At 55.3% G+C, this 6,670-nt stretch carries 3 protein-coding genes, 1 tRNA gene and 3 pseudogenes; 3 read left to right on the forward strand and 4 right to left on the reverse strand.

Annotated elements, in window-relative coordinates:
* Positions 1-1,839: pseudogene (locus Q0C28_RS06330) on the reverse strand (hypothetical protein); the annotation flags it as partial.
* A 578-nt stretch (positions 1,840-2,417) separates the two neighbouring features.
* Here Q0C28_RS06330 and Q0C28_RS06335 point away from each other — a divergent pair.
* A tRNA-Leu gene (locus Q0C28_RS06335) sits at positions 2,418-2,504 on the forward strand.
* Between the two features lie 119 nt (positions 2,505-2,623).
* On the opposite strand, the gene Q0C28_RS06340 is transcribed toward Q0C28_RS06335, so the two are convergent.
* The gene (locus tag Q0C28_RS06340) at positions 2,624-3,913 is read right to left on the reverse strand and encodes an MFS transporter (RefSeq protein ID WP_293573904.1); all 1,290 of its coding nucleotides are present in this window, start codon (positions 3,911-3,913) and stop codon (positions 2,624-2,626) included.
* Between the two features lie 124 nt (positions 3,914-4,037).
* On the reverse strand, positions 4,038-4,526 hold the full coding sequence (locus tag Q0C28_RS06345) for a MarR family transcriptional regulator (protein ID WP_293573906.1): 489 nt from the start codon (positions 4,524-4,526) through the stop codon (positions 4,038-4,040).
* A 24-nt stretch (positions 4,527-4,550) separates the two neighbouring features.
* On the opposite strand from Q0C28_RS06345, the gene Q0C28_RS06350 reads away from it, so the two are divergent.
* Positions 4,551-6,020, forward strand: a complete 1,470-nt coding sequence (locus Q0C28_RS06350; RefSeq protein ID WP_293573908.1) for a multicopper oxidase domain-containing protein — start codon at positions 4,551-4,553, stop codon at positions 6,018-6,020.
* 302 nt (positions 6,021-6,322) lie between these two features.
* Positions 6,323-6,523, forward strand: a pseudogene (locus Q0C28_RS17740) (SDR family NAD(P)-dependent oxidoreductase); the annotation flags it as partial.
* 9 nt (positions 6,524-6,532) lie between these two features.
* On the opposite strand, the pseudogene Q0C28_RS06355 reads toward Q0C28_RS17740, so the two are convergent.
* Positions 6,533-6,670 (reverse strand): annotated as a pseudogene (locus Q0C28_RS06355) (IS5/IS1182 family transposase); the annotation flags it as partial.

Raw genomic sequence — 6,670 nt, forward strand, 5'->3', positions numbered from 1 at the left:
ACCAATCGCGCTCGACCCAAAGGTGTCAGTCTGGCATTGCTGTGAATGTTCATTCGATCCCTCCGAATAGGGTTGGTGCTTGGTAACTCCAACCAACTCGGTCTGGATCGAATGGACAACCTGTTGAAAGCTCACACCTAGGGCACTGACAGCCGCATCTTGCGAAGCCTGACGTGCGTGCCGTTCTTCTTCTGCGATGCGGGTCATTTCCTCTTTTTCCACGAGACCATCACGGAAAATCGATAGAGAATGCGCAATCCGGCGGATTTCAATGCTGGAGCGGTCAAAACCGGAGATCGGGCTACGGTCACCGCCGGCAAGCTTTTCCGTGGCGTTCGAAATGCGTTTCATCGGCCGCGAAATCCACAGCTGTGTCAGCAGGAAGGCAAACAGAAAGACACCCGCGCCCACCCCAGCCAGAAGCAGCATTTTTTGTTCTGACGACTTGATTTCGTTAGAGATATCATTGGCCATACCCGCGATCTCGCTCTGGACGGTCATTCCGAGATCAGATGCGAGATCCGCGATAGACAGTACTGCCGTAGCAGTATCTGCCGCGGCTTGTTCAGCGCTCAGTCCGGCTGCAATAACATCGCTTCGCATACCAACGATACCTGTCACCGGATCACTCATTCTTGCCAGCATGTCGAACTCTGCCGAGAGCTTGCCATCGGCGAAGTCACTGTATCCCTGAAGGATCTCAATACCCGACTGCAACAATACGCGCGCGTCTTCGACCTGTTCCTGAGAGCGGGCCGTCACAACGTTGAGCGCCCCCACCTGAAATGTGGAAATCGCCTCGTTGATCTTGAGAAGGTCGTCCAGAACCTTTGCTTCTTCTTTCAGAAGTACCTCTATCGCATTGCGGTTTTCAGCGTTCACGATCTGCGCGCTGACCATCAGTTCCAGGCCCATACTGTCGGTTGCGTCTGAAATCAGCTCATCCGCTTTTGTCCGCGCTTCCATGACCGAGCGCCGCAGCGACTCCGATGGGAAGAGGCTTTGCTGTGACACTGACTTCAACACGGCTTCTGCTTCCCGTAGGATTTCGGTGTCAATGACGTGCTGCTCCATGCCTTCAATGCGTTGAATCAGAACATCCAATTCCCACTGCGAACGGTCGGACAGGTTGGACATGGATTTCGCCAAGTCCGGATCCTGTGCAAATCCAAGAACAATGGCCGTTCCAGCCAGAAGATTCACTTCTGCTCGGGCGCTCAGCAGGTCCTGCATCAATACAAAGTCATCATTGATCAACCGTGACAGGCTTTCGTCCATCTTGGTGATTGCCGTGTCGCCGCTGCTGATCAGGTGCTCAAACGCCCCAGCGGCCAGGTCAGACACTTTGAACTGCAGAGTTTCACTGATGGTCTGCAGCTCGGCGATACGCGCTGCAATCAGTGCTTCGTTTCGCAGTACGTCCTGCTGAGCGTCCGCCAGCTTGTCCAAGGCTGCCCGGGTTTCAACCAATGATACGTTGAAAGCCTCTCTCTCCTCCGCATAGAGATTGGCGATCTGACCCTCCAGCGCATCTGTCGTTGCCGACACACCTTCGCTCGCTTCGGCCAGAGCCGCGCTGTCCTCGGCCAGGAGCAGCTTGATCATTTCATCTTTGGTCTTGCTTGCGCTCGATGCGATATCAGTGCTCAGCTCAACCCGCGGCAATTGGGTCATACTGAGACCGAACATGTCGTTTGACACCCGGTCAAGAAGGGTGAAGACCATGTAGCCGAACCCCGCAAATGACAATCCAATGGTCAACAGGATCAGAGTCATTTTTGCCCGAATACTGTTGAAAACAGCACGACGCGGTTTGGGGAGAGCGGTAGTATCAGACATAGAAGACCCTAAAGGTTTGAGGGTGGCGGAATTGCGGTTTTGCCGTTGGGAACTGCTTCTCTCACGAGCACACACATGCACCGAGCATCATGGCGTCTATGGCTGAGCCCGCTGGGCACAAACCAAGTAGATCCGCCAAAAGCGGACTGATGCTGGGTGTGTAAGTGACTGGTCCTAAATCATGTGTGGCACGTTGAAAGAGTAGCTTCCGGAACGACATTGAGGTTCAGGCTCTTCCGATTCTCATTAATTTCCCGTGAAGAGAGCCGCGCCGAGAAAGATTATTGCCTAGCCAAGTTCATGGCGCCTATTTTTTCATCGCCAGCAGGATGTCGATGCCAGAAAAACATGCACGAACGACGGTATATTGTTGATCACCGCCGTGACGTTGTCGCGGCAACAGAGCGTGCGAACTACGCTTTGACCGGCATGCAACCGCGACCTTTTTGAGCGGACTAGCCATTTCCAACTTACGCAAGGTGTCGATACCAGCGGCGAAAGGTTTACGACACGCCCTCCCCCGCGACTTTGCTGTTGACGCTGTCAGCCCTTCTGCTTATACGCCCCACACGACACCTGCCCAGGTGGCGGAATTGGTAGACGCGCTAGCTTCAGGTGCTAGTGTCCGTATGGACGTGGAGGTTCGAGTCCTCTCCTGGGCACCATTACCTTTTCTCAAAAAACCACTGGTATACGTTCGCTAGGTGTTGGTCACCTTCGTCGGGCGGCAGTAGAGTGCGAGCTCTCCGAGCAAACTTCGTGGCGTGGGACAGAAGAACGACGCTTATTGACCCTGTGCAGGCAGGTGCCGGATCAAAAACAACGTCAAGACAACCGCCAACACAAGAAACCCTGCGCCGACCGCCCATGCGACCGGTGTTGTGTACAGTTCTGCGATAGCGCCAGCCAGCAGCAAACCCGCAGCCGCCCCAAGCTGTTGTATCAGGGATTTTAAAGACAGCATGGTCGAACGCTGTGCATCGTCGACACAGCGGTGCAGAATGCTGTTGGCCGGTGTCTCACTGACGCCAAGGAGCACCGAATACACAACAAAGGCTGCGACAAAACCAAGAATATCGACCTGAATCGCCAATGCGATCTGCGCACCCGCCAGGCAGGTGAAAACTGCCGCAAGCGTGATTGGGTGCCGTCGGCTGAAAATGCGGCTGACATAGGGCGACAGCCACGCACCGAAGGCGATGGAAAAGAAGTAAGTCGCCGTCAAGATACCAATGATGGAATTGGCATAGCCGCCTTCGAGCATGGGCTTGGCATGGGTTGGCCAGATCACTTCGACCGGGTTGGTCGCCAGCAATACGCAGGCCAGCGTCGTCAAGAGCAGTGATAGCCCCCGATGTCTCAGCACCAACAGGCCCGCATCTTTGATCACCCCAGGCGCGTTCACAAATCCCCGCCATAAGCCGGGGGAGGTGATCGGTCGCGGGCGTTCAACAACAACGCGCAGCGTGAACGCAAAAACGCCCAGCATCACAGCAAAACTGGCCACGTAGGACACATCATAGATGCTGAAGCCGTGGTTGGCGGCAATCGCCCCCAAGAGATCCGGCAAAAACCCTCCAATAACCGCGCCAAGGGCCAATCCAAGGGCATTGGCCGTTTGTGCCTTGGCCAGCGCAGGTTGGACGTCTACGTTCGGCGCTGCAGCCTTGAACGTCTCAATAAACCAGGCATCCAGTGTACCCGATCTGAGCGCTCGCCCAAATCCAATGAACCCAAAAGAAACGGCGAGAACCATAAAATCACTGGACGACAGGAACAGCGCAAGCGAAACAAGACTGGCGACAACTGCGGCCAGAAAGACCGGTTTGCGCCCGATGCTATCTGCCAAGCCGCCGAAAGGCAGCTCCATCGCCATGGTTGTCAGCGCGTAGATCCCGAACAGCGATGAAATTTGCAGCAGATCCATGCCCCGATCCGCAAGTGCCAGAGCAACAACGGCGACCGTTAACCCCATCGCAAATCGATCCAGAAACTGGTGCATCTGGAACAGCCGAATGTGCCGTTGTGCCGACGTCGGCAGTGCCGCAAACGAAAATGCTGTTTCTGCTGTCATGCATGCACCATCACCCTTGCCGCTACGCTGTACAACCGTTGTGATATGCCAAGCCACAGGTAGCTAGCTGTGTAGGTGCAACACTCACTTGGTCAGTAGTGTTTCGGGTCATCGATCTCGGCAATTACGAGCGCTTCGGGCTGATAAGACGGGCCAAATACCCTCGCAGAGCTTCAGCATCCTCCGCGCCAATTGCAGCGCCTATGTCGGCTTCGATCTGCCTGATCTGTTCAGCGGCTATGGTCCGCCATCTCTGCCCTTTTTCGGTAATTGAAACCCGCTTGTCTCGCTTACTGCTCGGATCCGCCGTGACGGCCACCATCCCGTGGTCGACCAGACGGTCGACAGCCTGTTGCGCGGCCTGACGAGAAAACCCCATCTCGCGATGGATCTCCGACAGTTTGAGTGTACGCCCGCGCAGCTGCGCAAAGAGACGAATGTCGGCGGGCCGGACATCCGCAAACTCGGTTTTGGCGCGCGCATCATCCATTTCAGCATTCCAACGCGCGATCAGCGTCATCATCATGCCCTTGATGTTTTGCTCCAGAAAGGCGTTATCTTTTTTATCAATCACAGTTGACAAACCATTTCCCATTCCCAATCTATCAATCATAGTTGACAGTCTTCGGGGGTTTCAATGGATCGCAGAGTTTTCCTACAATCCGCTGGCGCAAGCCTGCTCTTGGCTGGTGGCAATCTGGCCTGGGCGCAAAGCGCGCCGCGACCGCTGCCTATCATTCCTCTGACAGACCTGACAGGTGGGATCGAAGACCGGATTTCATTGGCGCTCAACCCCGCAACGCATGACTTTGGCAATGGCGTGGTCAGCGAAACCTTGGGGATAAATCACAACTATCTGGGACCGGTCATCAGGGTGAAACAAGGTCAGACCTTGCCATTCGATGTCGCCAACAACATCGGAGAGACATCCACGATCCACTGGCATGGTCTGCATATTCCCGGCGATGTCGATGGCGGACCACATCAGGAAATCGAACATGGTTCGGTTTGGTCCCCAGATGTCCCAATCGTTCAGCATGCCTCGATGAACTGGTTTCATTCGCACATGCACGGGAAAACCGCGCAACAAACCTACAAAGGTCTCGCAGGTGTTCTGCTGGTGGAAGATGATGCCAGCCTGGCCGCGGATCTACCAAACACCTACGGCGTGGATGATTTCACCCTCGTTCTTCAAGACAAAACATTCGATGACAGCGGCAAAATGGCCTACGAACTGTCCGCCGCTGTTTTTGAAGACGGTTTTGAAGGCGACACGCTGACTGTGAACGGCGCAATTGCGCCGGTTGCGCAACCCGTTCCCACCGGCCTTGTCAGACTGCGCATCTTGAACGCATGCAACGCCCGGTTCCTGCGGCTTTCCATGGAAACGGGTCCCATAACGGTTATTGCATCTGATGGTGGGTTTCTCTCATCACCTGTGGAAGCTAACAACATTCTAATGTCTCCGGGTGAGCGGTATGAAGTGCTCGTAGACATGACCGCGTTTGAGACCAATGCACTCAAGGTGAACCTGAACGGAAACGGTGGCGGCTTCCTCTCAGATCTCTTTGGCGGCAACCGAAGCGTCACAGCCCTGTCGCTCGCACGCACTGACATGAGGGGATTTGACGGCGCGCTGCCAACGCAACTTGCCAATCTTGTCCCACCAAATTCGGCGGATGCCACTGTAACGCGTGACTTTCAGTTGAATATGAATGTCGGCGCTGATCTGGCAGCTCTTGCGCTTGCTTGGGAAAACGTATGCGGTGACGCTGGTGCGATGGCAATCAACGGCCAGCCCATGAAAATGGACCGCATCGATGAAAAGGTCCGCAAGGGCGACACTGAAATCTGGCGTATCTCGGTTGATGACCAACTGCATCCGTTCCACATTCATGGATGTTCTTTCCGCATTCTCAGCCAGAACGGCGGCCCACCGCCCTCCTACGCTGCAGGTTGGAAAGACATGGTTCACGTCGATGATGGATGGTCAGAGGTTCTGGTGCGCTTTGACTACGAGGCCACAGATCACACGCCCTACATGTATCATTGTCACATTCTGGAACACGAAGACTGTGGAATGATGGGGCAATTCACAGTCACATAGACCACTTTGCCTTCGACCCGTTGCGTCCTCACCCTGTACGCAGACCTCTGGAGCATCATTGGGCGCCGGGCGACACGCGGGCAGTGTCAAGTATCTAGCGGCTAGCGCACTCTCAACCCCGGGCTGCGCGACAGACAACGCTGATGCCTCAGCAAATGCGCGTCAAGTGGCAGACCTCGCCGGATATGTCTCTCGCGCTCCAAACGGCCCACAGGTCGTTGGACCTGGGCGTTCATGTCGCTATCCTGCATGCCGCCTTAGCCGCTTCATCTACCTTTCGAAAAAAACGAAAGGATGCGATCATGACTAACTTCGCCCAGAAGACTGCGCTGGTCACAGGTGCAGGCGGAGGAATTGGCCAAGCCATCGTGAGAGCATTGCGCGAGCTGGGCGTGACCGTCGCGGGCGCAGACATACACGACTGCGACGCTGATCACGTGTTCCGTGGCGATCTGACAGACCCTTCGTTCTGTGACAGCCTTCCGAAACGTGCCGCCGACCGCATGGGAAAGCTAGGCAGCCGACTCATAAAACTCGATCCACAGTCTGACGGATGCCAGTTTGATCATCGACAGGAAATTGCGTGACGTCTTTTCGTATCGGGTTGCGATGCGACGGAACGAGGCTTTCAGCCTGCCAAAGAACCGCTC

The sequence above is a fragment of the Phaeobacter sp. genome (genome assembly GCF_022825805.1).
Classification (GTDB): Bacteria; Pseudomonadota; Alphaproteobacteria; order Rhodobacterales; family Rhodobacteraceae; genus Phaeobacter.